The sequence below is a fragment of the Silvimonas sp. JCM 19000 genome (assembly GCF_054652575.1).
Map to the genome: position 1 here is coordinate 39,458 of NZ_BAAIHC010000010.1, position 25,556 is coordinate 65,013.

Here is a 25,556-nt window from a genome sequence, read left to right on the forward strand (position 1 = left end):
CTGAAGCCGGCCACTTGATGCCCATACCGGCATGACAGTGCGCAGACAGCCGTAGGGTTTTATATGCCGGTCAGCACGCGTTCCAGCGCGGGCAGATCGTAGGGTTTGCGCAGCAGCGATACGTCTTGCAGCGGCGTGTCCATCTCGCGGCCCGAGGCCACCACCAATGCCAGTTCCGGGCGGCGTTGGCGCGCGGCCGCGGCAAGGTCTTCGCCGGACATGCCGGGCAAGCCCAGATCGGTGATCAGGACATCAGGCCGCGTGGCATCGAGCAGGCTGAGCGCCTGTTCGCCGTCGGCCGCCTGGATGACTTGATGGCCCAGGGCTTCGATCAATTCCGCCGTGTTCTGGCGAATTTGCGGCTGGTCTTCTACCAGCAACACCTTCAGCCGCTTCGAGGGTGTGCTCAGCGGCTCGGCCCCGACCGGCGGCGCCACCATCGGCCGTTGTTGCTGCGCCCGGTTGGACAGCACGTGCCGGATTTTGCGCGCCAGTGCTTCTTGCGTGTAGGGCTTGCCCAGCAGCTCGACGCCAGCGTCGAGGCGGCCACCGTGCACGATGGCGTTTTCGGTGTAGCCCGAAGTAAACAGCACCACCAGATCAGGCATGCGCTCGCGCGCCTTGCGTGCCAGATCGGGGCTGCGCAAAGGGCCGGGCATCACCACGTCGGTAAACAGCAAATCAATGGCGACGCCGCTTTCGATAATCGCCAGCGCACTGGCGGCATCATTGGCCTTGAGCACGCGGTAGCCCAGATCGGTCAGCATCTCGACCACGGTGCCGCGCACGCCTTCATCGTCCTCGGCCACCAGAATGGTCTCGCTGCCCCCTTCCGCTGCCTGCGCGTGCAAGCTGGTCGGGATGTCTTCGGCTTCGTGCGAGCGCGGCAGATACAGTTTGACGGTGGTGCCGTGGCCAGGCTCGCTATAGATTTTGACGTGGCCGCCCGACTGTTTGACAAAGCCGTACACCATCGACAAACCCAGGCCGGTGCCCTTGCCTTCCGGCTTGGTCGAAAAGAACGGCTCAAACGCCTGCGCCATCACATCGGGGGTCATGCCGCAACCGGTGTCGCTAACGGCAATCATCACGTACTGGCCCGGCGTCACGTCGGGATATTGCCAGGCATAGGCGTCATCCAGAAACGCGTTGCCCACTTCCAGCGTCAGTTTGCCTATGCCTTCCATGGCGTCGCGCGCGTTGATACACAGATTGAGCACCGCGTTTTCGACCTGGGCCGTATCCACAAAGGTGTTCCACAGCCCGGCCGACACCGACATCTCGATTTCGATTTCTTCGCCCAGACTGCGATGCAGCATGTCCTCCATCTCGACGATATAGCGGCTGATCTTTACCACGCGCGGCTCCAGCGCCTGGCGCCGGCCAAACGCCAGCAGATAGCTCGCCAGCTTGGCGCCACGATTAACGCCGTTCAAGGCGTTTTCGACATGGCGTTGGCCGCGCTCGTTGCCCACCACGATGCGTTTGAGCAATTGCAGATTGCCCGAGATCACCTGCAGCAAATTATTGAAATCATGCGCCACACCGCCGGTGAGCTTGCCGATGGTTTCCATCTTTTGCGCTTGTTGCAATGCCAGTTCGCTACGTTTAACGGCGGCAGCGGCTTCGCGTTCGGCGGTGGCATCGCGGCCCACCGCGTAGACAAACTGACCGTCGTAAGTGGCGCTCCACGCAATCACCGTGTGCTTGCCATCGCGCCGCAAGCAGGCGCTATCAATGCGCAACTCCGCACCGTGGTCGCGCAAAGCCAGAAATTCCTCGCGCGCCGCGCCCCGATCATTCGGGTGGATCAGATCGAGATAGGGCTTGCCGATGACTTCGTCTTCTTGCCATTGCAGAACGCGGCTGAAGGCCGGGTTGGCGGCGACGATATTCGCCTCGCGATCGGTGACCAACATGATGTCGGTGGACAAGCGCCACATGCGGTCGCGCTCGGCAGTGCGCTGGCTGATTTGTTGTTCCAGCGTGGCGTTGAGATCACGCAAAGATTGCTCCGCCAGCACGCGATCAGTCACGTCAGCGCCCTGCACAAATATGCCCATCACCTGGCCGTCTTCATCCATCAGCGGCTGGTAGACAAAATCCAGATAACGGCTTTGTGCCTGGCCATGGGCGTCGGTACCCAGCGTAAACAGGCTGGAGGTGCCGACATAGCGCTCGCCCGTGGCAAACACGTTATCCAGCACCTGCACAAAACCCTGCTCGGCCGCCTCGGGCAAGACTTGCGCCACGGTTTTGCCCAGCAGATCACGGTGGCCGGCCAATGTCAGATAAGCCTCGTTGGCCAGCGCGTATTCGTGCTCCGGGCCGGTCAGCAATGCCATAAAACCCGGCGCTTGCTCAAACATGGCGCGCAGACGGTCACGCTCGCCACTCAGCCAACGCTCGGCGCGCACCTTGGCGGTGGTTTCCACCACGATGGCGATCACGCCAACGGGCAGGCCGTCCTCGCCGATGATGGGCGAGTAATCCAGGTTCATCCATGCGGGTTCGAGCGAGCCACGGCGGAACAAGGCCAGTTCCTGGTCTTCGTATTTAAGCGTGCCGCCCGCCAGGCCGACCTTCATCACGTTGTCGTTAAAATCGGCGACTTCGGGCCAGCCTTCCCGCACGCGCGAGCCGAGCAATTGCGGGTGACGGCCGCCAGCAAACACTGAATACGCGTCGTTGTAGATCATGATGCCGACTTCACCCCACAAGGTGACGATGGGCACGGGCGAACGCAGGATCAGCGCAATTGTGGTTTTGAGGCTCTGGGGCCAGCCTGCGATGGCCCCCAACGGCGTGGTGGTCCAGTCGTAATCGGCGATGATGCGGCCCAGTTCGCCGCCGCCCTCAAGAAATGCCAAAGCACCATGCTTCATATCTGATCGAGCCCAAGGTTAACCGCGCACGCGGAACGCGCAATGTCGCGCGCCGCGATCTTATCCAGCCCGCCCTGTGGGCCACCAGCTGACGCCGCCGCAACTTTGCGTCAGCGCATTCCTACATGGCGCGCCGCCTGTCCGCCAGTCCGTAATGCATTGACCTGGGCCGCCCGCCTTTCTAGTGTGAAACCGCTTTCAAGCCATGCCGTGCAGGCAAAAGACAGGCGCAGCCGCGGTCAGACCGCTGCCTCGCAGGTCTTACCGCGCCGGGGCGGTGGCCAGTGACTCCAGCTGCAGCAGTCACGCCATGGCAGGGCAGCAGGAAAGCGATTTCATCAGCGCCCGCATAAGGCGTTTAAACGCCAGGGCTAGCAAACTCAAAACCTGTCTGAGGAGACAACCCCGTGAACCATCCCTCTCATCGCCCGCTGCGGCGCTGTGCTGCGCTATTGCTGTCGCTGGCCAGCGCACTGCCGGTGGCACCGTTGCTCATGACCGCTGCCAGTACCTCCATGGCGCTGATCAGCGCGCCGGTCTACGCAGCCACCAGCAGCGGCTACACCCAGCAAGCCAATGGCAGCGTGCAGTTTTACGTGAATGGCGCCACCTGGGCCGACCTGCATTACATCGTCAATGGCGGCGGTCAGCTCAATGTGCGCATGACGCTGAGCGGCAGCAATAACAGCTACAGCGTGACCGGCATTCCGGCCGGGGCCACCGTCAAATACTTCTTTACCATCGGCCAGACCACCGGCGCGACCGATACCGCGTGGGCGCAATTTGTCTACAGCGGCAGCACCACCCCGACGCCCGCGCCGACCCCAGCACCGACCCCCGCCCCCACGCCCGCGCCGACCCCAGCCCCCACGCCAGCTCCCACCCCCACGGCCAGCAAGAGCGTCAAACGCGGGCTGGCGTACGACCTTGCCAGCACGGCCGATATCAGCGTAATCAGCAAGGGGGCCAGCTGGTGGTACAACTGGGGCGATCGCCCCAATAGCGCCATCCCCAGCGATTACGTCAGTCGTTACGGCATGGATTACATCCCCATGCTGTGGAACGGCAGCTTTAACGACGCCAACGAAATCAGCTGGCTTAAAGCCAATCCCTCGATCAAGTATCTGCTGGTCATGAACGAACCCAATCTGACCGATCAGGCCAACTACACCCCCGCGCAAGCGGCGGCAATCTGGCCGCGCTATGAGGCCATTGCCGCAGCCACAGGGGTCAAGCTGGTGGGGCCGGCCATTACCTGGGGCACGATGGCGGGCTACAGTGACCCGGTGGTATGGCTGGATGCCTTCTATACGGCGTATCGCAACGCCAATGGCGGGCGCGACCCGCGCATCGATTATCTGGCCTTCCACTGGTATGACTACGGCCTGGGGGGTCAGCTGGACCGATTGAGCAAATACGGCAAATCGTTCTGGGTCAGCGAAATGGCCAATTGGCACAGCAGTACCGACGGGGCGCAGATCGACACCCTGGCCAAGCAGGAAGCGCAGCTCAAAGACATGGTCAACACCTGCGAAACCCGCAGCGATGTGTTCCGTTATGCGTGGTTCACCGGCCGCATCAATCCGGACCCGCACTTTGATGCGCTGCTGGGGGCCAGCGGTGTGCTGACCGAATTGGGCAATCTGTATGTGACACAGCCGCATCAATAAGCGGTGTGGGGCGGGTGCGGCGGCGAGCGGCATCGTACAATCGGCGTTTTGCTCCCGCCCTCCCACTCAAGGAATGCCTTTATGCAGTATTACTTTGTTCGCGTAGAGCTGCAGGAACACGACGACGCCCGCTTCGCCGCCCTGCATCAAAAAATGGAATCGGTTAATTTTCTGGCCGGTATTGCGGGTGACGACGGCCAGTTTTATCGGCTACCCACCGGCATGTATTGCACGCGTACCGAGCTGGCGGTGAACCAGGTCAAAGACGTGGCGCGGCAGATTGCCAGCGAGTTCGGCCCCAACTGGGTGTTTGTGATGCAAGCGGGCGATTGGGCCGGTTATCTGCGGCAAATCAAGCGCGAAGACACGCCGGGCAGCGCCGCTTGATCTTTGCCGGCTTGCCGTGGCTGGGCGCGCTTATCAGCCGTCGACCGGGTGAGTCGGCGTGTCCAGCAGCAATTGATAAAACCCGAGATCCAGCCAGCGACCAAACTTGAACGCCGCATGCTTGATGGTGCCGGCGTGCTCAAAACCCAGCTTCTCATGCAGCGCGATGCTGGTGGCGTTAGCGACATCGATGCCACCGACCACGCAATGCATATCATGTGCGCGCGCGGCCGCCACGATGGCTTGCAGCAATTGCTTGCCCAGGCCCTTGCCGCGCTGGTCGTTGCGGATATACACCGAATGCTCGACCGTGTATTTGTTGGCCGGGAACGCCCGAAAACTGCCGTAGCTGGCAAAGCCGACCAGCTCGCCTGACTCGTCTTCCAGCCCGATCACCGGAAAACCATGGCTGCGCTTGGTGGCAAACCACGTGGCCATGGTTTCCATGGTGCGCGGCTTGTATTCATATAACGCCGTCGAATTGAGAATGGCGTCATTGAAGATAGCCAGAATCTGGCTGGCATGGCGCTCTTCGGTACAAGCCACAAATTGCATGTTCGCTCCGTGTTTCATACAGTGGAATTTGTGGCTACTATAGTGGATATCATTGCCACTGGGTAGACCGGATGTCTATTGACGCCATCATCGCCGCACGGGTTTTACATTTGCGCCACCAACGCGGGCTTAGCCTGGCCGACCTGGCCGAACGCGCCGACGTCAGCAAATCCATGATTTCCAAAGTCGAACGCGGCGAAAGCAGCCCCACCGCTGCAGTATTGGGGCGATTGGCCGCCGGTTTGGGCGTGCCCTTGTCGCAATTGATTGGCGATGAGCTGGAGCCGCCACAACGGCTCACGCCGCGCGCGCGGCAAGAGGTATGGCAAGACCCCGCCAGCGCTTACATCCGCCGCCAGGTCAGCCCGGCACGCGAGGGGGTGGAGCTGGTAGAGGTGGAATTGCCCGCAGGCACGCAGATCAGCTATCCGCGCTGGAATACCGCGCCGTATCGGCAATATCTGTGGCTGGTCAGCGGCGCGTTGCGGGTGGATTACGGCGCGGAGGGCTTCGAGCTGAACGCAGGCGACTGCCTCGACTTTGGCGTGGACCGCAATGTCACGTTCGCGGCGCACGACGACTGCCGCTATTTGCTGGTAATGAATGTGTGAAAGCGCATAGGGTGGGTCAAGACCCACCATTCAAAGCCGAGGAGAAGAATGCATACGGTTGCGTTCATCTTGTTGCCTTTGAATGGTGGGTCTTGACCCGCCACCCAATGCCAATGAGATGAGAGCGCATATAGTTGCGTTTTTCTCTTTGGCTTTGAATGGTGGGTCTTGACCCACCCTATGCACCGTTCCGCGTTAGCGGTATGCCAGTACGCCGCCTTGTGCGGGCACGGTGGCGTCGCCGATGACCACGGATTTGCCCGTCGGGATCGGTGCGGAATACGCCGCATCGCTGTAGTTGAACACAAACGTCGCATCGCCCAGTTGCCGCGTGCGTACGCCGTCCGGCAAGCGTTGCGGTTGCAGTCCGGCCTCACGCGTCAGTTGTTCCAGCCACGCCAGTTGCAGCGCCGGGTCCAGCCATGCCGCGGCATAAGTCACATTGCCTTTAGCTACCACGGCGGGCCAGCCATCGGCGCACTCGGCCAGCACTTGCACCCCCTCGCCTGCGGCCACATGGTCGCGCCAATGGATGACGCTGCCGCTCTCGCCCGCCAGCGTCAGCGCCGGTTTCAGCGTCGGGCGCAGCGATTCCACTTCCAGCACGCGGATCGGTAGCAGCGCCTGCAATTTGCCCGGCGGCAGTTCGTGCGGGATGGTGAAGTTAACGCTGCGCGAACCGGTACGCGGGCCAAACACCCAGCGCGCCTTGCTGTTGCGCACGCGCTCCACCAGCGCGTCATCCACCACCGCCAGACTCGGCACCACCACCAGCGCGTAGGCGCTGAAATCGGCGTCGCGCGGCAGGATGTCGATATCAAAGCCCAACTGCCGCAGCGCGGTGTAGTAGCTCAGCATCAGCATGTTGTAGTCAAACGAAGCGCCGTGGCGTTGCAGGTCATACATCCACAGCGTTTCGTAATCGAACACCATGGCCACCTGGCCCACGCCCGCTTTGGCTTTTTCAAATGTGCGCAATTCCTTGCCCAATTGCACGGCTTCAAAGCCACCTGGCGAATAACCATCGCCCGGCAAGTTGAGCCCGGAATGCAGTTGTTCTTGCGCAAACGGGGCCTGGCGCCAGCGGAACCAGCTGATGACTTCCGCGCCATGCGCCAGCGTTTCCCACGCCCACAAGCGCACCATGCCTGCAGCCGGGGTGGGATTGAACGGCGCCCAATTGACCGGACCGGCTTGTTGCTCCATCACCCAGAAGCGACCCTTGCCCACGCCGCGATACAGATCATGGCTAAACGCCGACACATCGGGATGACCCGTACGCGCATAACGCACCTTGTCGCTTTCCGGAAAAGGCGTCACCTCGGTACGCGCCAGCGGGTAGCTATCCCACGCCGCCAGGTCGATGCCATGTTCGGCAAATTTGTAATGATCAAACGCGCCAAACAGCCCCATAAAGTTATGGAATACATCGCGGCCGGGTGCGTACTGGCGCAGCAGATCGGCTTGTTCCTGATGAAAGCTGATCACCTCGTCCGACAAATAGCGGCGGAAATCCAGCAGATGGCTTGGGTTGGCGTCGGTCGGCGTCTGGATCGGAAAATCAATATCGCGGAACGCCGGATAGCGCTGGCTCCAGAACACATTGCCCCACGCCTCGTTCAACGCCTCGACCGTGCCGTAGCGCTGTTCCAGCCACGCCTGGAAATTGGCGCGCATGCTGGGCGAATAGCTGGGCACGGTGTCATGGCAGGCCAGCTCGTTATCGGTCTGCCACGCAATCACGGCCGGGTGCTGGCCGTAGCGTTGCGCCATGGCGCTGGTAATACGGCGGCATTCACGGCGGTAATCCGGGCTGCTCATATCGTAGTGACGGCGCGAACCAAAGCGCCACGGTTTGCCATCGGCGCGGATCGGCATAATCTGCGGCATGGCGGCGCACAGCCATTGCGGCGGCGCGGCGGTGGGCGTGCCCAGGATAATTTTGAGGCCCGCATCGGCCAGCGTGGCGATGGCGTCATCCAGCCATTGCCAGTCGTACTTGCCTTGTTGCGGCTCCATATTGGCCCAGGCAAATTCGGCAATACGGACGTGGCTGATGCCCAGTTCGACCATACGGCGTGCGTCGGAAGCCCATTGCGATTGGGGCCATTGTTCGGGGTAGTAGCAAACACCTGCGTACATGGGTGCAAATCTCGCTCAAGTTGAAATCGTTAAAGGCGTAGGTTTCGGGCTAGCCATTACTGCGCAGAAAATTCGACGTCATCGACGTTGCCCCAATTGCCGGGCGTGGCATCGATGGCGATGCCGACGGTGCAATGCTCGCCACTGACCTTGATGTTGCTGATGGCAAAGGCATGCCATTGCTGCCAGCCGTTGTTCTTCATCTCGGCGCTGCGGTCATCGCCGCAATCACGGGTAAACAGGCGCAGCGATTTCTCACCGCCGCCACCGGCGGACCAGGCTTTGAACTGATAGGTACCGGGCTTCAGCCCGCTAAAGGTGTGCGTCACTTCAGCCTTGAACGCGCCGGACGACCAGTAATGCAGCGACTGTTGCCCGCCATGCGCATTGCCGGGATTGCGTTCGTTGCTGAACACGCCAGCGGGGCCGCTGAGCTTCCAGTCGTCCAGCGTGCCGCCTTCAAATCCGCTATCGACAAACAGGTTGCGCCGGGGCGACACCGTGACTTGCGCGCTAATGTCCTGGCCGCTGGCGTCGCCCTTCAGCACAAAGCTGCCGGGCTGCTGCGTTTTGGCCGCGGGCACGTCATCCCACGCGATCACCACCGGGCGCTCGGCGTCGTCATCAAAGCGCAGCCGCAAGCTGGTGGGCGGGGCAAACGCTTCGCCGACAAAGGCGCTCAGCGCAATCGGGCCTGCGATCTGCAATCTGGGCGCCCAGTCGCTCTTCTCGCGCACGCGGCGGAACACCGCTTGCGAAGGCAGCGCGTGACCAGCGAAATCAAACAGCGTCTGGTTATCCCAGGCATTGCCTTCGCCGGTGCGCCAACCTACGTTGGGCAGCCAGGCCGGTTCCCAATAAAACAGACCCAGGCCGCGATGGGCTGGCACTTGCGCCACGCCGTCGATGGTGTCGCGCAACAGGCTGGCCTGGCCTTGTACGCTGGCCTGATAGCCGATCACCTTTTGCGAATCGGCGTTAAACAAATCGGGCCAGTTGTCGCCGTTTTTCAGCGTCCACGCATACGACACTTCCAGCACCGCCACCGGCTTGGCGTAGTGGAAGGCCAGGTCGTCCATATTGCGGCGCAGGTCTTCCACCCCGCCGTGCAGATAGGGGTAGTACGACAGGCCGATGATGTCGAAATCGAGCTTGGCCCCGGTCAGTACATCAAACACGCGGCGATACAGCGCGTTGTCGTTGCCGTTGGCCAAATGGATGGCGATGCGGGTGTGGCGCTTGCCGTGCTGAGCGTCGTCGGCACGCACCGCCGCGATGCCCTGGCGCAGCAATGCGACAAAGCCGTCGTTGCCGCCGACCACTTCATCCGGGCCGGATTGCCAGGTTTTGCCATCGGGCCACAACATGCCGCCATTCAGCTCGTTGCCGATCTGGATCATGTCTGGCGCTACGCCTGCGGCATCCAGTTGCTTCAACACATCGGCGGTGTAATCAAACACCGCTTTTTGCAGCGCCGCACCGTGCAGGTCTTGCCAGGCGGCGGGTTTGGTTTGCGTCTGCGGATCGGCCCAGAAATCGCTGTAATGAATATCCAGCAGATATTTCAGCCCAGCCGCTTTGGCGCGTTTGGCCAGCTGGATGGTGGTGGCCAGATCGTTGCTGCCGCCGCCGACCGGATCGCCTTTGTGCGAGATGGTTTTGCCGCCCTCGACCACATCAGCTGCATTGACCGGTGTGTGCCACAAACGCAGCCGCAACCAGTTCACGCCGTTGGCTTTAAGGATGGCGATGGCGTCTTGTGGCTGGCCCGCCGCGTTATAGAACTTGCCGCCCGCTTGCTCCACCGCAGCCAGCGTGGAGACGTCCGCACCCATGATGAAATCAGCGGGCAGATCGGGCACGGTTTGCACTTTGATGGCGTCGGCCGTGGCCGTAGCCGCCAACGCAGGCGTGAGCAGCCCCGCACTGGCCAGGGCCAGCGTTAAAAAAAGCGTACGCATGAAGGTTTCCTCGAAGGGTGCGGAGTCAGCCGACCCCGCACCAGGAAAGAGATGACAACTAGCCCTTTACCGAGCCCGCCGTCAGGCCCGACACCAACCAGCGCTGCGTGATCATGAAAATCATGGTCAACGGGATACCCGCCAGGATGGCAGTGGCGGCAAAGTCGCCCCACAGATAACGCTGGTTAAACAGGAACAAGCGCGAACCGATGGCCAGCGTCAGTTTCTGTTCGTCGTGCAGCAAGACCGAGGCGACCGGGTATTCGATCATGCCGCCGAGGAAGGCCAGCACAAACACCACCACCAGAATCGGCAAGGCCATCGGCAACAGCACGTAGACAAAGGCCTGGAACGGGGTGGCGCCATCAACGCGCGCGGCTTCTTCCAGCTCGTATGGCACCGAATCAAAGTAACCCTTGATCAGCCAGATGTGCTGCGCCACGCCGCCGGTATAAGCCAGCGCCAGACTCCAGTGGCTATCCACGCCCAGCCACGGCACGTAATCGCCAATGCGATCAAACAGCGCATAGATGGCCACCAGCGCCAGCACCGAAGGGAACATCTGCAGCAACAACAAGCCATTCAGCAAGGTGCCTTTGCCGCGAAAACGCATACGGGCGAAGGCATACGCGCTGGTAATCGACAGCACCAGCGACACCGTGGCGCTGATCATCGATACCTTGATCGAGTTCCAGATCCACAGCAGCACCGGGAACGGCGGATGCACCATATTGCCGTCGGCATCGGCATAAGACATGCCCAACGCCAGCTTCCAGTGTTCCAGGCTGAACGAATGCGGTATCAGCGAGCCACCGGCAAAGTTACCTGGCCGCAATGAGATCGAGATGATCATCAGAAACGGAAAGATGGTCAGACCGATAAAAATGATCAGCCCGATATGCGCCGCCAGCACCCGCCAGCGGCTCGATTTTTTAAGAACTACAGGCATGATTTCTCCTGGCGCATCACGACGCGCGATTAACCTTGAACAGACGCAGATTGACCACCGCCAGCGTCGCCACAATCAGGAACACGATCGACGAGATGGCCGAGGCCAACGCGTAGTTCTGCCCCGAATCCTGGAACGCGATGCGATAGGTGTACGACACCAGCAAATCGGTGGCGCCCGCTGGCACTTGCGTGTCAAGGAAGTCCGGGCCACCGCTGGTCAACAAGGCAATCAGCGTCAGGTTGTTGAAGTTGAAGGCAAACGAGGCAATCAACAGCGGTGCGATGGGGCGCAAGATCAGCGGCAAGGTAATGCTGAAAAAGTTGGTGATGGGGCCCGCGCCCGCCAGCGCCGAGGCTTCGTACAACTCATCCGGGATGGCTTTGATCAGGCCCATGCACAGAATCATCATGTACGGATAACCCAGCCAGGTATTCACCAGCAACACCATGCTGCGCGCCAGATTGGGGTCGCTGAACCACGCTGGCCGCGAGCCAAAGATCAGGTTGATGGCCGCGTTGATTTCGCCCAGGTTTTCGTTGAACAAGCCCTTGAACACCGGGATCGAAATAAACGCCGGCACCGCGTACGGCAGGAACAACATCATGCGATAGGCACCGCGGAATTCCAGCGCTTCCCAGTTCAGCAACACCGCCAGCACGATGCCGATGGCAAATGTGGCCAGCGTGTTGAGCGAGGCAAACGCCACCGTCCAGGTAAAGATGCGCAAGAACGGCTGGTGGAAGGTGGGATCAGTAAACACGCGCCAGTAGTTCTGCCAGCCCACCGTGGTACGGAAACCGGGCTCGATCGGCTTGCCGGCGCTGTCTTCAAAGTAGCCGGTATGGATATTCGGTTTGAGGATATGGCCGTCGTCGGTGCCGACCAGCGAGCCATCCTGTTGCAGCTTGAAGGCCGGTTTGCTCTGGGCAAAACGGCGCAAGCTGCTTTGCCGCAATTCAGTGCCATCGGGCAACACGGCGGCAATCTGCTTCAAGCCGGGTTGCAGCTTGAACATGTCTTTAAGCAGCACGATCTGCCCACCCGCTACGCCATCCGCAGGGGTGGTCTGCAATTTGACATGCTGCTCGTCCTTGCCCGTGGGGAAGGCAAATGGCTCGGAGGTATACGACGGCGTGCCTGCGTCATCGCTGCTGAAAAACAGCTGATATTTTTCGCCGACGCGATACAGCTTGAGGTTCATGCTGGCATCGCCAGCAATCTTCTTTTGCAGCAAGACATCGGTGGCGCGTTCACGCGACAACAAATGCTGCGAGCTGTAGTTGGTAAAGCTGATGCCCAGCGTGTAGGCCATCGGAAACACGATGAACACCACCACCGCCAGCACACCCGGCACCACATAGCGATAGGCATAAGTGCGGGCCGAGGTGTAGATCCACACGGCCACACCCAGCACCACGATCATGCCGCCGGCAAACAAGGGCTGATGCGCCTTGTAGAACACCGGCACCAAAGCCAGCCCGGCCAGCAAGGCCAAAACACCCACCGCCGCAATGGCGTAGTGCAGAAGAGAACGACGTTTCATTAAAACCTCAAAAGTCCGCGGAGACAGGCAGGTGTTCGGCAAAACAAATGCATAGGGTGGGTCATGACCCACCCACCAAAGTGGCGGACCACACATTGCCGCATGAATCGACGGCTTTGGCGGATGGGTTCTAGCGGTCGCCTTAACCCACCACCCAAGTGTTAGCCACATCCGTTGACGCACGCATCGACGGCTTTGGGTGGTGGGTCTTGACCCACCCTATGAGCGGTAACGATCAGGAACCGCCCTTGATGCGTTTGGCAGCCTGGTCCAGCGCTACCGGCGCGGTCTGGCGGCCTTGCGTCACGTTTTCGATCGCGGCTTTCATCGCGGTCCAGAAGCGTGGCATTTCCGGCGCGCTCGGCATCGGCGTACCGGCGCGGGCTGCAGCCATGGTGCCGGCAATCAGCGGGTCGTTTTTCAGCTCGTTGTAGAACGCCTTGTTGGCCGGTACACCCAGCGGCACGGCGGCGTTCATGTCTTTCAAGCCTTCCATCGACAGCAGATAGTTCTCAAGGAATTCGGTTGCGATTTCCTTGTTCGGGCTAGCCGTGGCCACCATCGCGCCCAGCACGCCTACAAACGGCGCGCCCGGTTTGCCACCCACGCCCGGGATCTGCGCCACGCCGAAGTTGATCTTGCTCTTCTTCAGGTTGTTCCATGCCCACGGACCGTTGATCATCATCGCGGTGCGGCCTTCGTTCATGGCGGCTTCAGCTTCGGCATAGGTCGCAGTGCGCGGCATGGCGCCGGAGGAGATCAGCTTCTGGATCATCTCCACGCCCTGCACGGCACCCTTGGTGTTCACACCCACGTCGGACGAATCATAAGAACCATCCGGCTTGCGCTTGAAGGCATAACCGCCGTTGGCACCCAGCAGCGCCCACGAGTAATACACCTCGGTGAAGTTCCACATGATGGCGTGCTTGCCCTGGGCAGAAAGCTTCTTGTCCAGCGTCAGCACGTCGTCAAAGCTCTTGGGCGGTGTCGGCACCATGTCTTTGTTGTACAGCAGCGCAACGGCTTCGATCGACAGCGGGTAACCCCAGGTCTTGCCGCCGATGGTCCAGGCTTTCCAGGCCAGCGGGTCGATGCTGTCGACAATTTTTTTCGACGGTTGCACCGGCGCAATCAAGCCACCGGCAATCCAGTTACCGGCCGGATCATGCGGCCAGATCCAGATGTCCGGGCCCTTGCCTGCCGCCGACGATTGTTCAAATTTGGCGATGGCGTCTTCGGGGTGTTCTACCTTGACTTCAACACCGGTCTCTTTGGTGAATTTTTCGGCGATTTTGGCGATGCCGTCATAGCCTTTATCGCCATTGATCCAGATCAGCAATTTGCCTGCTTCGGCAGCATGCGCTTGCAGGCTGATCATGCCCGCGGCCAGCAACACACCAAGGCGCGTCAACTGGCTTGTCAGAGTCTTGTGCTTCATTTGTTATCGACCTCCGTCACATTCAGCAAAATTTATCCCGGCCCGATTTTCCTTTAATCGGCCGTGATGCCGTCAAACTGCCAGCCTTTCCAGAGCGCGCCCATTGCTATCAAACAAATGCGCTTTGGCGGGTGGCGCATACAGCGCCAGCTTTTCGCCCGTCTGCACCGGGCTGCTGGCAGGCAACCTGGCGATCAGTGGTGCATGCGTGTCGCCGCGCAGATAGGCATAGGTGCTTTCACCCAGCCGCTCTACCCATTGCACTTCACGCTCGAATACATGTGTGCCGCCCGCGCTACCGGCTTCGATATGTTCAGGACGAATGCCGAATTGCACGCTGTCACCCACCTTGAGTGCGCCCGGCGCCACTTGCGCGGTCAGCGCAAAGCCATCCTGCGTGCGCACATCAACATGGTCGGCGGCAACCGCGCTCACCGTCGCGGCCAGGAAGTTCATCTTGGGCGAACCGAGGAAGCCCGCCACAAACAAGCTGTTGGGGCGCTCATACAACTCGATCGGCGCGCCGATCTGCGCCACGCTGCCAAAGGTTTCAACTTCGGCGCCGGAATGCAGCAACACGATCTTGTCGGCCAGCGTCATCGCTTCGACCTGATCATGCGTCACATAAATCGTGCAGGCGCGCGCGTATTCGCGGTGCAGCTTGGCAATCTCGACCCGGGTTTGCGTGCGCAAGGCCGCATCGAGGTTGGACAGCGGTTCATCAAACAAAAACACTTCGGGTTCGCGCACCAGCGCGCGCCCGATCGCCACGCGTTGCCGCTGGCCGCCAGACAAAGCCTTGGGCTTGCGTTCCAGCAGGCGTTCGATCTGCAACATGCCCGCGATACCATTCACGCGTTTGCTGATTTCTTCTTTGGCCACACCGGCCAGGCGCAGGCCAAAACCCATGTTTTTGGCCACGCTCAGATGCGGATACAGCGCGTAGTTCTGGAACACCATCGCCACATCGCGCTCGGACGGGGCCAGGTCATTCACGCGCTTGCCGCCGATGCGCAGTTCGCCGGTGGTGATGGTTTCCAGGCCGGCGATCATGCGCAGCAGCGTGGATTTGCCGCAGCCGCTGGGGCCGACGAACACGCAGAACTCGCCATCGGCGATTTCGAGCGAAACATTGTTTACGGTGTTGCTGACGTTATCGAACGACTTGCACACATTGATCAGGGAAACGCTGGCCACACGGCCTCCTTGTTCAGGCCGGAGCCCGGCCGAAATCAAAAGCCAGTGTTTGCACCGGCACGAGTTGGATCGCACGGATTTGCGCCGTGTTACTGGATGCCGCCAGCGCAGCGCGCGCGGCATCTTCGTAAAAAATATTGGCTTCGGGATGGGCGGGCAGCACTTCCAGCCGCAGCGACGGCCACTGGCCATCCACCACAAAGCGGTCAAGGCCGACTTGCCATGGCGTGCCGTCAAAGAACTGGTCATCCACCAGCACATCGTTGACATACAAGCGCGCGGCATCACCCACGTAATCGATATCGAGCAGCCAGCGCCGTTCGGGCGCGGCTTCGGCCGTGGCCGGAATAGTCAACTGCCACGCCGCCGCATGCGCGGCAAAAATCGCATCATCCGGCGCAGTGGGTACGGCGGACGGACGCCAGCTGATATGTGGACCAAAGCGCAGCGGTTGCGGGCTGGCCGCGCGCAAGGCGGTGGCGCTGACGGGCTGCGCCGACAGCGTGGCGTGCTCACTGGAAAACGTGGCAAAACCGGGTGCAGCGGTGGTCAGGCCATCGGCCGGAAAAATCGAGATCCGGGCGCTGGCGGCGCCGGTTGCAGCCACCTGCACCACATCCCCGGCCAGCCAACTGCCCTGCTCGCTCAGCACCAGCCGCTGGCGACCGCGCAAATACATCGGCGTGCAGCCATCAGCTTGCGCCTGCGTGATGATGACCACGCGCTGCGGGCGGCCCTGGCTATCAATCACCAGCAATTCCACCGGCGTGCTGCTCAGCAGCGGGCGTACCGTCAGCACGCTGCCATCGTGGCTAGTCCAGGCGGCAGGCGCGTCGATGCGTTGTACGCTGTGGGCGGCAAAGCTGAATTCGGGGGCGATGCCATCCAGCGCGATATAGACGTAGACCGGCACGGTTTCAGCAGGCAGACGCGTCAGCGGTTGGGCCGTGGCATAACGCAGCACGGCGCTCCCCAGGCGTTGCCCCACCGGCCAGATCAAAGCCTGACCGCTGGCGATTTCAGTCGGCGGCAATTGCACCGCGCCATCGGCCAGTTCGATCCGCAGATGGGCCGTCATCGCCGGCAAGGGATGATGGCGCACATGGTTGTTGATAAACACAAAGCCACCGTGCTGATCCGCGCGCAGACTCACCCGCAGATGTTCGCGGTCGGCCGCATCGGGTGTGGCATCGGCTGGCATGGTGGCGGGCAAAGTCGCCAGCGTTGCGCCATAGGCCGCCACAAAATGATGCAGCGTGGCCAGACGACCCCACGACGGCCGTATCTGACCGTACTGGCCCAGCGGGGCATGGAAGTCATAACCCAGCTGCGGCACATCATTGGGATAGCCGGTGGCTTGGGTTTCGTTGAGATAACCGCGGCTGCCCTGTGGATTGGTGCCACCGTGATACATGTAATAACCGTACAGATTGGCGCCGGAGCCGATCTGCGTCAGCGCGGTAGCGTAAACGTCGTCGGTACTGATCACCGGGCGGCGATGGTAGCTCTGATGCATGCCACCGCCGGCTTCGGCCAGAAAAAACGGGTAATGATGCGGATCGATATGGCCCGACGGCGGCGTGCCGCCGACATTGCCCATTTCGCCGATGGTGCGATTGGTATCAAACACAAACACGCCGGACGGCGGCAAGGCGGTGGCGCTGCCTTGCCAGAAGCCATCGGCATAGGCGCCCGACACCGGCACCACGTCTTGCGCCGGAATATCCAGCGTCGGCCAACCGGTGACGGTATACAGCGGCACTTCAAGGCCGGACTGCAGCGCCAGGGTCTTGAGCCGCGCGATATGTTCTTTGCCGCAGTCGGGGCCGACGCGGTCGTATTCGTTCTCAAGTTGCACCGCCACGACGGGGCCGCCCTGATGCCACATCAACCCTTGCACTTGCTCGCCTATGGCGTGATACAGGCGCTCGACGTGCTGCATATAGGCGGGTGCATTGCAGCGCAGATCGCTGGCGGGCACGGCTTCAATCAGCCAGTCCGGAAAGCCGCCATAGCGGGCTTCGCCATGTACCCACGGACCCACGCGCAAACAGAACAGCAAATCCGCCTCTGCCGCTGCTTGTACAAAGGCGCGCAGATTTTTGTTGCCGTGCCAGTCAAACACGCCGGCGGTATCTTCGTGATGGTTCCAGAACACGTAGCTGGCCACGATGTCGATGCCACCGGCCTTCATCTTGCGCAGCTCGGTCAGCCATTCGCTGGCGGGAAAACGCGAATAGTGAAATTCGCCCATCACCGGCAGCCACGGCTGGCCGTCCCGCGTCAGGTAGCGGCTGTTGATGCCGATTTCGCCACGCGGGCCATGCTGCCAGGCCTGGTGCAAAAAACCGGCTTCGGGCAGATCGGGCGTTGCAGGATGAAGAACAAGCGGGGCTACAACAGTCACAGCGTGACAACTCCGTAGTAAGAATCTGGTTGTTTCAGGCTCAGGCCGTGTCGCTTTGTATCAAAACCAAGCACGGACGCGGCTTACAGCAATTTCTGGCCAATCGGATCAGCGGTAAATTTGTGTAGTTAAACGTTTTACCTGACCGCAATTTGTCGGTTTAGGCTAAGGCCAGCAATAAGGGTTTACCCGTATATTTGCGCCATTTTGAGAATCGACGCGGGTTTCAGCACAGTTTTTGTGCGTTGCAACAGTGCCCACCGACGAGGCCTGGCGTTTTTGCGCATACCGGATTGCATGTTTTGCCAGCCTTGTCTCAACACGTGTGCAATATTGACGCGCGTTTCGTAATCTGGTCTGATCGATTAATCGTTTAATCCGCGCAGGACTTCATGGCCACACTGGCTCAGATCGCCCAGCTTGCAGGCGTGACTACCGCAACCGTTTCCAATGTGTTGCGCGGTCGCGGCAAGGTGGGCGAAGAAACCAAACAACGCGTGATGGCGCTGGCCGAAGAACTCGGCTACCGCCCCAATCTGAACGCGCGCGCGTTGGTCGAAGGCCGCCCGCTGACGCTGGCGCTGGTGGTGTCGAGCATCGCCAACCCGTTCTATCCGGAATTTGCCCTTGCCGCCGAACAAGCCGCGCGCAAGCAGGGCTATTTCATGATCGTGTGCAATACCAATGACGATCCGGAACTGGAAAAAGCCTATCTGGACCAGGTGGGTGGCTCACTGGCGCACGGCGTGCTGGTGATGAACGCCGACTTTGTCGAGCAACAGGTGTTGCTGGCGGCCGAGAAGCGCGGCACGCCGGTGGTGCTGTGCATGTGGGAACGTCCGGAACAGCCGCCCGCCCTGCCCTCGATTGCGGTGGATTTTTATCGCGCTGGTGAAATCGCTGCGGAGCATTTGCTGGCCTTGGGCCATCGCCAGATTGGTGCGGTGGTGGGCAGTGAGCGCAATGGCAACCATATCTGGCGCTATCGCGGCTTTGCCGATGCGGTGGCGCGTGCCGGGGTCACGGATCTGGCGCAACACAGCGTGTTTGGCCACGACACCATCGAAGCCGGCCACGACGCAGCACGCACTTTGTTGTCGGCGCCCTCCCGGCCGACCGCGATTTTTGTGTCGAATGATTTGCCGGCGATAGGTGTATTGCAGACCGCCGCCGATATGGGCTTGCGCGTGCCGAGCGATGTCTCGGTCATTGGCATTACCGACATCAACCTGGCGCATCAGATTCGCCCCAGCTTGAGCACGGTGGCGGTACCCACGCAAGAAGCGGCCGAGATGGCGGTGAATTTGCTGCTGAGCTTGATCAAAGGCGCGCCCGGCGATGGTGCCCGCCCGATGCTGGCCACCTCCAAACCGCGCCTGGTCGCCCGCGACTCCACCGGCCCCGCCCCACAAACCGCTTAAAAACAATGCATAGGGTGGGTCAAGACCCACCCTTCAAAGTGGCACGCCAGGATCGCAGCACGTTGATCTGGCTTTGAATGGTGGGTCTCGACCCACCCTATGCGATAGCGTGGTGGCTTTTGGCTTACGTGCCGAGCTGCACCGCCTCCACCGCATCCATCACCCTTGCCGAATACACCAGCGCCGCACCGGCGTTCAGCGCCACCGCCACACCCAGCGCTTCCGAGATTTCTTCCTTCGACGCGCCATGCTTCAGCGCTTCCGCCGTGTGCACGGTAATGCAACCATCGCAGCGGGTAGTGACCGCCACCGCCAGCGCGATCAGCTCGCGCGTTTTGGCATCCAGATGATTGGTTTTTTGCCCCGCACCCGACAAGGTCTGGTAACCCTTGACGGTGTCGGGCGAGAGGGCGGCAATTTCGCCGATGCGTTTGAACAGCGCCTTGCGGTAGTCATTCCATGCCAACATGATTTGAGCTCCATCGTGGGGGGAACTGACCCGTCCACGCGGCGCGGGTCCGGCCTAGTCTGGCCCCTTCAACACGGCTTTGGAATGACCGCTCACCGGCTGCATGTTGCGCCGCGCCAGTTGCGGCCAGACGACGCTTTCGGCGATATTGGCGGCTGCCTTGCAACCTGCCGGAAACCGCGCCATGCCCCGCACCGAACTATTGATTATCGATCCGCAAAATGACTTCTGTGACCAGCCCGACGCCGCCCTGCCCGTGCCGGGTGCCATGGCCGATCTGGGGCGGCTGGCGCAGTTGATCGAGCAATACGGCAGCGCGCTCGAAGGCATTACCGTCACCCTCGATTCGCACCATCTGTATGACATCGCCCACCCTGCTTATTGGCAAGACGCCCACGGCCACGCCCCCGCGCCGTTTACCGGCATTACGCTGCAGGATATCGACCATGGTCACTGGCGCCCGCGCCGCACCGACAAATTGGCCTATGTGCGGGACTACCTTGCAGCCGTGCCTTTGCTGATCTGGCCGCCACATTGTCTGGTTGGTACATGGGGCCATGGCATTCCGGATGTTTTGCGCGCGGCGTTGGATGCCTATGAACAGACCACGCTGACGCCGGTGAACTATCAGTTCAAAGGCCTTAATCCGGATACCGAACATTTTTCCGCCTATGAGGCCGATCTGCCGCTGGCCGACGATGTCCAGACCCAATTCAATCCGGCGCAAACGCAGCGCCTGCGTGCCGCCGATGTCATTCTGGTGGGCGGCGAAGCGCTATCGCATTGCGTGGCCAGTTCGGTACGCACGCTGGTCAAACATCTGGGCCCGGATTTCGCCCGCAAACTGGTGCTGCTGACCGACTGTGCCAGCCCGGTCACCGGCTTTGAGGCACAAGGCCAGATCTTTTTGCAGGACATGGCCGCGCTGGGCGCAAGGCTGTGCCGCAGCACCGAGTGGCTGGCCGCGCAGCACGTCTAAGACCGGCGCTAACAAACAGCACGGTATGTGCTTGTTTTTAATCATTTTCTACTGGACAAGCCACAAGCCTCCACTGGTCAGACTGACACCGACAAAGCGCGCTTGCCCACGCCGTGCATGCCCTAGTCTGAGGGCTGAGCGCAGGCATCCGCCTGTGTGTGGCGGGAGGCGTGATCATGCTGGCTTGGGGCAAAAAAGTATCGGCGGACTTTGCAAATCGGGTAACGCAGATCGGCAGCAATCTGGGGGTTGATCCGAACTTTTTGATGGCCTGCATGGCATTTGAGTCGGGCGAGAGCTTTAGCGCCTCGGTACGTAATGCGGCGGGCAGCGGTGCGGTCGGGCTGATCCAGTTCATGCCCACCACCGCGCAGGCGTTGGGCACCAGCACGGATCAACTGGCCGCCATGAGCAATGTGCAGCAGCTCGATTTTGTCGAGAAATATTTTCTGCCCAGCAAAGGCCGGCTGCAGTCGCTCGAAGACGTCTACATGGCCATCCTCTGGCCCGCCGCCATTGGCAAACCGCTAGATTATGTGTTGTTCGACAAGAACGACGCGGCCCATCCCAAACGCTATGTGCAGAACGCCGGGCTGGATCTGGACAAGAACGGCCAGATCACCAAAGGCGAAACCGCCAGCAAAATCCGCGACAAGCTGAACAAAGGCCTGCTGCCGGACAACGCTGGCTAAGGTTGGCGCCATGGCTCGCTATTTGATACCAGCGCTGCTCTGTGCCGCGCTGGCGGGGACGGCTTGTACCCAGGACAAGGCCAATGCCGTGCTGGCAACCGCACAAAGCTTTGCCGCCACCGCGCAACAAGCGCTGGATGCCTACGCGCAATTGTTTGCGCAATACAACGCGCCCGCGCCAACCACGGCAGATGCCCAGTTCAAGCTGTTGTATTCCGCGGTCGCCAGCCGCGGGATGCAGGCCGCGCAGTTTGCTGATGCGGTCGGTACGCTGGGCCAGCTGCAGCCCGCGGCGGCACAGCAGCACATCCAGCAACGCTTTGATCAACTGGGTGCCAGTTACCGCTTGTTGGCTCAGACGTATCAAAATCTGCCGCAAGCCGCATGGGCCGGCGCCAGTGCGGTGGCGTGCGGCCGCCAGGCGGTGGCGCACCTGACCGGGCAACTGGCGGATTTTGCCAGCGATCTGAACGCCCACCCGCTCTACCCACTGCAATTGCATCTGCAGTTCAGCCAGTTCAAAGCCGCAGCGGTGGCGGGCCAGCAAGCGCAGGCGCGAACGCAGTTTGATCAACTGGCGCAGGGCATAGCTCAGTACGAGCAACAACATCTGGCCGCACTTAAACTGACGGTTGCGGCGGTCGAACAAGGCCGTCAGCTTGATCAACTGCTGGCCCGCTACGACACGCTCACGCTGGGCGATGCCATCGCCGGGCTGCAGCGCGGCATGGCACTGACGGCCGGCCTGCACAGCGCCAGTGCAGCAAGCACCAGCGCACGCTTTGAGCAAGTGCAGGCCGACATCGCCGCCGACCCGGCCTGGCAACGCGCGGCGGCGACTCCCTTGATTGCCGGGTCCGCCTGCAAGGAGAACAAAACATGACTGCCATCCCCGACGAATTCGCCAGCGCCCAGGCCACGCTGGACGCGCTGTACGACCAGTACGCGTGTGCCAATGGCGCCGACAAACTGCGGCTGCAACAAGCGGCCAGCGCCGTGGCCAGCCAGCTCAGCGCCACGCGCGAGGCCTTGTTTATGCGCGGCGTCAAAGTCACTGCGGCCGACCAGGCGCAGTTAAAGCGGGTGCAGGAAGAAATGGACAAAGCCGCGACCGTGCAAGCCGCCATCAGCAGCCTTGGCAACCTGCTCAGCACGCTCAAACGCATGGCCTGAGCCGGGCGCAGCAGTTGCATCCATCGCATAAAAAAAGGGGCAGCGCCGCCTACGGCCCTGCCCCTTGTTGCGTGTTCTGCACATTAGCGCGGCGGGTTGATCACCACGTACTGCACGCTGGTGCCGACATATTGCGGCTGATACCAGGTACTGCCGCATTGCTGATACGTCAGCCCGTTGACGATGACGGCGGTGCAACTGGGCGGGATCGAATGCACGATGCTGCCCACCACTGCTGCCGTCACCGCCACGGTGGCCGTCACTGCCGCTGCGGTGGCAACCGGATGGCCGTAATAGCCCGGGGGTGGCGGCGGCGGTGGCCGGTAGCCCGGGGGTGGCGGGGGGGGCCGTACCGGCGCCACCCCGGCCGCGCCGCTATGCACCACGCCGCCATTGGGGCCAACCACGGTCCGACCTGCAACCCAGGCCTTGGCATCTACAGAAAACGCCAGCAGCAACGCCGTCGCAACCATGCTCACTACGATGGATTTCGCTTGCATGAGGGGCTCCGTCATTGCGCCGGGTCGGCCGCTGGGGCCGAGGCATCGAGCGGGCGCAACACGATCCGCCGCGCACCGGCTGGCGGCACAAAGTGGAACGTCTGATCAGTAAAATGCGGCTGCAGTTGCCACTTGAGCGTGGCGGTGTGTTGCGGCCGCGCGGCGTTCTCGGCATCAATAATGCTCAGCTTGCACGGCAAGGGCTGCGCGCCTTTGCGGATCCACACTTGCCAGTCCACGCCGGGCTGGCGGAAGGCGTAATGGGTGCAGATCTGGCCATCCAGCCGTTCTTCGCCGATTACCTGGGCCGATGCCAGCTCGGGCTGGGTGCCGGTGCCCCAATAAAACAGATCAGCCAGCGGCGTTTCCAGGCCATATTTGCTGGCCAGATCCGCCACCAGTTCGGCGATGGTGGCCGGGGCCGGTACGCTGGCGTAGAAATTGTTTTCGGTGCCATGCAGCGTAAAGGTGCTGCCGTCGTAGAAGAACGAACGCGTGCCGTCATCGCCCTTGACCCAGCCTTGCAGATGGTTGGGCCGTTGCACCTTCAGCTCGGTCTGGTTGGCAAACTGCAGCGTCTGGCCCGCGTCATCTACCGCGTCGGTGGTGCTGGCGGCGCTGACGGTAAACTGGCGCAAGGTGCGCAGATAGCTGCCCATCTTGAGCAGCGCCTGCGTGGCTTGCGGATCAACGCTGACGGGATCATCCGCCCACGTCTGGCCCGTGCTGGCAGCCAGCACGGCCAGCGCCAGGCATAGGGGTTCAAGTACAGGTTTCATGATGTCCTTGCCGCAGCATGCTGCGGATCGGTTATAGCCCGTTAAGGGTCAGATTCAGACCAAAGAAAAGGGTCCAGTGAGGTTGGCCTTCGCCTTCATGCCAGACCGTGGCTTGTGGTTCGACATACATGTTGTAAACGGTCTGGCCGCTTTTCCATGCCTTGCCCGCACCAAAGCCCAGCGGAATGTAGCCTTCGCCGTTATTCAGATTGAACGTCCACGTGCCGGTGGAACGCAGGTACCAGCCTTCGGGCAGGTTGTAGATCAGGAAGGGCTGGAAAGTGGCGCTGTTGGTATTGCTGCGATCGTCGTCACCCGCAAACGAGTGCTGCCATTGCACCAGCGCGCCCAGCAAACGCTGTTTGGTCGGGCTGACCACAACCGCGGCCAGACCGCCCTGCCATTTGCCGGTGCCCAGATAATCGTGCGTGGCGGTGGGCATGGTCAGCAGCGGGCCGATCCCGAATTCCATGCCGTTGGCGCCAAACAAAAAGATATCAAACAGATTGATATCGCCCAGCGCCGTCGAATAGCCCCCGGCGGGATCAGGCCGCGTACTGATCGGTACAGTGGCGCGCAACAACTGCGGTACCGGCAGCACGCCGGGCGCAATCGGCAGCGTGCCGCGCAACAAAAAGTCGTTGGTGTATTTGTCGCTGCCAAACAGCGTCGGCACGTAGTAATCCTGAAAATTCAGCCCTGGGGCCGGGTTAAGCGGGTTATTGCTTTTGTTGGCGTCATCGGCGCTATCCGCCCATGCTGCGGCGTTAGCAAAAGTGGCAAGCAAGGCGCAGGCCCAGAGCTGTTTGAGCATCAGAATTGTCCAGTGGCGTTCAGTTGAATTCCGTTACCGCGCGGCCGGTTGGCCACATCAAATTCGCTAACCCAGCGCAGGCTGGCCGACACCGGCGTTTTGCCCGCTTTGCCTTGCCAGGTCAGGATGGGCCCGAGGCCGAGGGTACGGCCGCGGTTGCTGCCGATTTCGTTGGCCAGGCCACCGGTGTCGTCGCTGATCTGCTGGATCCAGCCAAACACGGCGCCGCCGCCCCAACCTGAGGCAAAGCGCTTGATGGCCGTCAAATCCAGCGTGGTGATGGCGCCGTTGTGATAGTGCGTATCGCTATTGGGCGAATAAAACTCCAGCCCCCACGTGCCCGACAGTTCGATATCGCTTTCGGGCAGGATTTTGGTGTAGGCCAGGCTGGGCATGAAGGTCCACGTGTTCTGCCCGGCATTGGCCAGGCGGTTGGCGTCATAGCTGCCGGTGGGCGCATAGAACTGCAGGCTGAGCGCCATATGCTCGGTCTTGCTGAAGTGATACCCGATGGCCAGCGGCACAAACAGGATGTCGGCCATCTGGGTGGACGAATCACTGCCCGATTTATTCAGCAAGCCGGCCGAACCGGTAAGGCTGCCGCTGATGTCGGTGTACTGGAACGGCAACACGATGCCGGAGGCGTAGCTCCATGCGCTCGGTTCGGTTTTCCAGATGTAGCTAAGGCCAAGGTAGTTGTACGACACCTTCATATCGACATTGGCCACCACGGTATTGCCCAGTGGCAACTGCTTGCTGCCACCCAGCGAGCCGTCGTAATAAATGCTCGACACGGTGGCAAACACTTCACCCGGCGCGGGCGGCACGATGCCTGCCATGGGGTTGATGATCTGGCCGGTAATCGGCCGCCCCGCACCGCCTTCCGTCGCCCATGCTGCGCCCGTGCCGGCCAGCAGCGCGGCAGTCACAGCAAAGTGGACCAAAGAAAACTTTCTCGAAACAGACATTTAAAAACTCCTG

At 61.2% G+C, this 25,556-nt stretch carries 22 protein-coding genes; 8 read left to right on the forward strand and 14 right to left on the reverse strand.

The features are described from left to right. Positions 1 to 59 precede the first annotated feature (59 nt). On the reverse strand, positions 60 to 2,885 hold the full coding sequence (locus ACYQ1A_RS10955; protein ID WP_499362059.1) for a hybrid sensor histidine kinase/response regulator: 2,826 nt from the start codon (positions 2,883 to 2,885) through the stop codon (positions 60 to 62). Between the two features lie 407 nt (positions 2,886 to 3,292). Here ACYQ1A_RS10955 and ACYQ1A_RS10960 point away from each other — a divergent pair, with 407 nt between their 5' ends. Together ACYQ1A_RS10960 and ACYQ1A_RS10965 are read left to right on the forward strand one after the other, a co-directional pair. Continuing rightward, positions 3,293 to 4,555: a glycosyl hydrolase gene (locus ACYQ1A_RS10960; RefSeq protein ID WP_499362060.1), complete on the forward strand. Its 1,263-nt coding sequence runs from the start codon at positions 3,293 to 3,295 to the stop codon at positions 4,553 to 4,555. Between the two features lie 81 nt (positions 4,556 to 4,636). Then, complete coding sequence (locus ACYQ1A_RS10965; RefSeq protein ID WP_499362061.1) at positions 4,637 to 4,942, forward strand: hypothetical protein; 306 nt, start codon at positions 4,637 to 4,639, stop codon at positions 4,940 to 4,942. A gap of 33 nt (positions 4,943 to 4,975) precedes the next feature. On the opposite strand, the gene ACYQ1A_RS10970 is transcribed toward ACYQ1A_RS10965, so the two are convergent. Continuing rightward, on the reverse strand, positions 4,976 to 5,497 hold the full coding sequence (locus ACYQ1A_RS10970) for a GNAT family N-acetyltransferase (RefSeq protein ID WP_062223727.1): 522 nt from the start codon (positions 5,495 to 5,497) through the stop codon (positions 4,976 to 4,978). Positions 5,498 to 5,568: 71 nt separating this feature from the next. Here ACYQ1A_RS10970 and ACYQ1A_RS10975 point away from each other — a divergent pair, with 71 nt between their 5' ends. Beyond that, a complete protein-coding gene (locus ACYQ1A_RS10975; protein ID WP_062223729.1) occupies positions 5,569 to 6,108 on the forward strand; it encodes a helix-turn-helix domain-containing protein in 540 nt (179 codons plus the stop codon). A gap of 195 nt (positions 6,109 to 6,303) precedes the next feature. On the opposite strand, the gene ACYQ1A_RS10980 is transcribed toward ACYQ1A_RS10975, so the two are convergent. The 7 genes from ACYQ1A_RS10980 to ACYQ1A_RS11010 form a co-directional block, all read right to left on the reverse strand. Further along, a complete protein-coding gene (locus ACYQ1A_RS10980; protein ID WP_499362062.1) occupies positions 6,304 to 8,250 on the reverse strand; it encodes a beta-galactosidase in 1,947 nt (648 codons plus the stop codon). Positions 8,251 to 8,306: 56 nt separating this feature from the next. Then, positions 8,307 to 10,211: a glycoside hydrolase family 53 protein gene (locus ACYQ1A_RS10985; RefSeq protein WP_499362063.1), complete on the reverse strand. Its 1,905-nt coding sequence runs from the start codon at positions 10,209 to 10,211 to the stop codon at positions 8,307 to 8,309. 58 nt (positions 10,212 to 10,269) lie between these two features. Then, a complete protein-coding gene (gene malG / locus ACYQ1A_RS10990) occupies positions 10,270 to 11,160 on the reverse strand; it encodes a maltose ABC transporter permease MalG (protein ID WP_499362064.1) in 891 nt (296 codons plus the stop codon). 16 nt (positions 11,161 to 11,176) lie between these two features. After that, the gene (malF, locus tag ACYQ1A_RS10995) at positions 11,177 to 12,706 is read right to left on the reverse strand and encodes a maltose ABC transporter permease MalF (RefSeq protein WP_499362065.1); all 1,530 of its coding nucleotides are present in this window, start codon (positions 12,704 to 12,706) and stop codon (positions 11,177 to 11,179) included. A 235-nt stretch (positions 12,707 to 12,941) separates the two neighbouring features. Beyond that, a complete protein-coding gene (malE, locus tag ACYQ1A_RS11000; protein WP_499362066.1) occupies positions 12,942 to 14,144 on the reverse strand; it encodes a maltose/maltodextrin ABC transporter substrate-binding protein MalE in 1,203 nt (400 codons plus the stop codon). A 72-nt stretch (positions 14,145 to 14,216) separates the two neighbouring features. Beyond that, positions 14,217 to 15,341 (reverse strand): ABC transporter ATP-binding protein, encoded by a 1,125-nt coding sequence (locus ACYQ1A_RS11005; RefSeq protein WP_499362067.1) that lies wholly within the window; start codon positions 15,339 to 15,341, stop codon positions 14,217 to 14,219. Between the two features lie 13 nt (positions 15,342 to 15,354). Continuing rightward, on the reverse strand, positions 15,355 to 17,748 hold the full coding sequence (locus ACYQ1A_RS11010) for a beta-galactosidase (protein ID WP_499362068.1): 2,394 nt from the start codon (positions 17,746 to 17,748) through the stop codon (positions 15,355 to 15,357). 392 nt (positions 17,749 to 18,140) lie between these two features. Between ACYQ1A_RS11010 and ACYQ1A_RS11015 the strand changes: the two genes are divergently transcribed. Further along, a complete protein-coding gene (locus tag ACYQ1A_RS11015) occupies positions 18,141 to 19,169 on the forward strand; it encodes a LacI family DNA-binding transcriptional regulator (RefSeq protein WP_499362069.1) in 1,029 nt (342 codons plus the stop codon). Between the two features lie 124 nt (positions 19,170 to 19,293). On the opposite strand, the gene ACYQ1A_RS11020 is transcribed toward ACYQ1A_RS11015, so the two are convergent. Then, positions 19,294 to 19,638, reverse strand: coding sequence for a carboxymuconolactone decarboxylase family protein (locus ACYQ1A_RS11020; RefSeq protein WP_499362070.1), 345 nt, complete (start codon positions 19,636 to 19,638; stop codon positions 19,294 to 19,296). A 184-nt stretch (positions 19,639 to 19,822) separates the two neighbouring features. Here ACYQ1A_RS11020 and ACYQ1A_RS11025 point away from each other — a divergent pair, with 184 nt between their 5' ends. From ACYQ1A_RS11025 to ACYQ1A_RS11040, 4 genes are all read left to right on the forward strand, one after another. After that, complete coding sequence (locus ACYQ1A_RS11025) at positions 19,823 to 20,617, forward strand: cysteine hydrolase family protein (RefSeq protein WP_499362071.1); 795 nt, start codon at positions 19,823 to 19,825, stop codon at positions 20,615 to 20,617. 176 nt (positions 20,618 to 20,793) lie between these two features. Next, positions 20,794 to 21,309 (forward strand): transglycosylase SLT domain-containing protein, encoded by a 516-nt coding sequence (locus tag ACYQ1A_RS11030; RefSeq protein WP_499362146.1) that lies wholly within the window; start codon positions 20,794 to 20,796, stop codon positions 21,307 to 21,309. A gap of 10 nt (positions 21,310 to 21,319) precedes the next feature. Beyond that, positions 21,320 to 22,192, forward strand: a complete 873-nt coding sequence (locus ACYQ1A_RS11035; RefSeq protein ID WP_499362072.1) for a hypothetical protein — start codon at positions 21,320 to 21,322, stop codon at positions 22,190 to 22,192. Further along, positions 22,189 to 22,482, forward strand: a complete 294-nt coding sequence (locus tag ACYQ1A_RS11040; RefSeq protein WP_062226019.1) for a hypothetical protein — start codon at positions 22,189 to 22,191, stop codon at positions 22,480 to 22,482. Before ACYQ1A_RS11035 ends, ACYQ1A_RS11040 begins: the two co-directional genes overlap by 4 nt. A gap of 83 nt (positions 22,483 to 22,565) precedes the next feature. On the opposite strand, the gene ACYQ1A_RS11045 is transcribed toward ACYQ1A_RS11040, so the two are convergent. From ACYQ1A_RS11045 to ACYQ1A_RS11060, 4 genes are read right to left on the reverse strand one after another with little or no spacing between them, the layout of a single operon-like run. Then, positions 22,566 to 22,982: a hypothetical protein gene (locus ACYQ1A_RS11045; RefSeq protein WP_499362073.1), complete on the reverse strand. Its 417-nt coding sequence runs from the start codon at positions 22,980 to 22,982 to the stop codon at positions 22,566 to 22,568. An 11-nt stretch (positions 22,983 to 22,993) separates the two neighbouring features. Beyond that, positions 22,994 to 23,761: a DUF2092 domain-containing protein gene (locus ACYQ1A_RS11050; protein WP_499362074.1), complete on the reverse strand. Its 768-nt coding sequence runs from the start codon at positions 23,759 to 23,761 to the stop codon at positions 22,994 to 22,996. A gap of 31 nt (positions 23,762 to 23,792) precedes the next feature. Then, a complete protein-coding gene (locus ACYQ1A_RS11055; RefSeq protein WP_499362075.1) occupies positions 23,793 to 24,575 on the reverse strand; it encodes a hypothetical protein in 783 nt (260 codons plus the stop codon). Further along, a complete protein-coding gene (locus tag ACYQ1A_RS11060) occupies positions 24,575 to 25,543 on the reverse strand; it encodes a SphA family protein (RefSeq protein WP_499362076.1) in 969 nt (322 codons plus the stop codon). Before ACYQ1A_RS11060 ends, ACYQ1A_RS11055 begins: the two co-directional genes overlap by 1 nt. Between the last annotated feature and the right edge of the window lie 13 nt (positions 25,544 to 25,556).